Origin of the sequence: Thermus thermamylovorans, assembly GCF_004307015.1 — a bacterium.
In the GTDB taxonomy this organism is placed as follows: Bacteria; Deinococcota; Deinococci; order Deinococcales; family Thermaceae; genus Thermus; species Thermus thermamylovorans.
In genome coordinates this window covers 1-1769 of record NZ_SIJL01000037.1, presented here as the reverse complement: position 1 = coordinate 1769, position 1769 = coordinate 1, and the positions used below count along the sequence as shown (strand labels likewise).

The 1769-nt window shown below is 68.2% G+C and carries 3 protein-coding genes; all 3 read left to right on the top strand.

Annotation, left to right across the window (positions count from 1 at the left end; translation table 11 throughout):
- The coding region (locus ETP66_RS11745; protein WP_130842768.1) for a flavin reductase family protein at positions 1-160 on the top strand (160 nt) is incomplete at its 5' end.
- Complete coding sequence (gene hpaD, locus ETP66_RS11740; protein WP_130842767.1) at positions 148-1104, top strand: 3,4-dihydroxyphenylacetate 2,3-dioxygenase; 957 nt, start codon at positions 148-150, stop codon at positions 1102-1104. The genes ETP66_RS11745 and hpaD, both read left to right, overlap by 13 nt.
- A gap of 132 nt (positions 1105-1236) precedes the next feature.
- Positions 1237-1769 (top strand): ABC transporter substrate-binding protein (locus ETP66_RS11735; RefSeq protein ID WP_145964260.1); only part of this gene is annotated, 533 nt, incomplete at its 3' end.

Sequence of the window (1769 nt, the reverse complement as noted above, 5' to 3'; positions counted from 1 at the left end):
GGGGGCGTTGGCGGTGCTCCGTTGTCGCCTGGAGGCCCTTTACCCCGGGGGGGACCACCGGCTGGTGGTGGGCCGGGTGGAGGGGGTGGAGCTGGGGGAGCCGGGGGCCCCCTTGGTCTACTACGCCCGCGGCTACAGGAGGCTCGTATGGCCATCGTGAGGGTGGGGTTCATCGAGCTGTGGGTGCAGGACCTGGAAAGGAGCTTGGAGTTCTACGAAGGGCTTTTGGGCTTTCGCCTGGAGCTTAAGGAGGGAAAAAGCGCCTACCTCCGGGGCTACGAGGAGCTGGAGTGGAGCCTCAAGCTCACCCAGGCGGAGCGGCCCGCCGTGCGGAGCCTGGGCTTCAAGGTGGATGGGAACGGGATGGAAGAGGCCCAGGCCTGGGCCCTTCAGGAGGGGCTTCCCCACCGGCTGGAGGCCGATTGGGGCAGGCCCAGGGTCCTTCGGGTGCAGGACCCCTTCGGCTACCCCTTGGCCTTCTACCACGAGGCGGAGAAGCTTCCCCGCATCCTGCAGGAGTACCACCTCTACCGGGGCCCTGGGGTGTTGCGCATCGACCACCTGAACCTCTTTTGCCCAGAGGTGGCCGAGGCCACCCGCTACTACCAGGAGCACTTGGGCTTTCGTCTCACCGAGTACACCGAGGACGACCAGGGCAGGCTTTGGGCCAGCTGGCTCCACCGCAAGGGGAACGTCCACGACGTGGCCTTCACCAACGGAGAGGGCCCCAGGCTCCACCACTTCGCCTACTGGCTTCCCGACCCCATGGCCATCCTAAAGGCGGCGGACATCCTGGCGGGGGCCCGCAGGACGGACCAGATCGAAAGGGGCCCGGGGCGGCACGGCATCTCCAACGCCCTGTTCCTCTACCTCAAGGACCCCGACGGGCACCGCATTGAGCTTTATACCTCCGACTACCTCACCGTGGACCCTGACCTGCCCCCCGTGCGCTGGAGCCTGAACGACCCCCGGCGCCAGACCCTCTGGGGGCACCGCACCCCCAAAAGCTGGTTCCTGGAGGGGAGCCGGGTGCTGGGCCTCGAGGGAAAGCCCCTGCCCACGCGGCCCCCGGCCCTGGAGGGGATCCCTGAGCACGTCACCTAGGCCCCGGGCCCCCTGGGGGCCTGGCTTGACGGGACAAAGGTCCCTGAATAGACTGGAAGCTAAACCGAACGGCCGTTCGTTAGCCCCAATCCGGGCCCAGCCCGGTGGGAATCGGGAAGGAGGAGGATGGAGATGAAGCGGTGGTTTCTGGTAGCCCTGGCCCTGGCCCTGGCGGTTCCCGCCTGGGCCCAGGGGGTCATTCGGATCGGGGTGGTGGTCTCGGCCACGGGGCCCGCCGCCTCCTTGGGGATCCCGGAGCGGAACACCTTCCTCATGATCCAGGACCTGGTGGACCGCGCCGGGGGGGTGGCGGGGAGGCGGGTGCAGTTCGTCATCCTGGACGACGCCTCCGACACCACCCAGGCGGTGCGGAACACCCGCCGCCTGGTGGAGGAGGGGGTGGTGGCCATCGTGGGCACCACCACCACCCCGGCCTCCTTGGGCATGATCCCCGTGGTGGCCGAGGCCCGGGTGCCCAAGATCTCCCTGGCCGCCAGCAAGGACATCATCCACCCGGTGGACGCCCAGCGCTTTTGGGTGTTTAAGACGCCGCAAACGGAAGAGCTCATGGCCCAGGCCATCGTGGCCGACATGGTAGCCCGGGGGGTGCGGACCGTGGCCTACATCGGCTTCAACGACGCCTACGGGGAAGGTTGGGCCCGTTT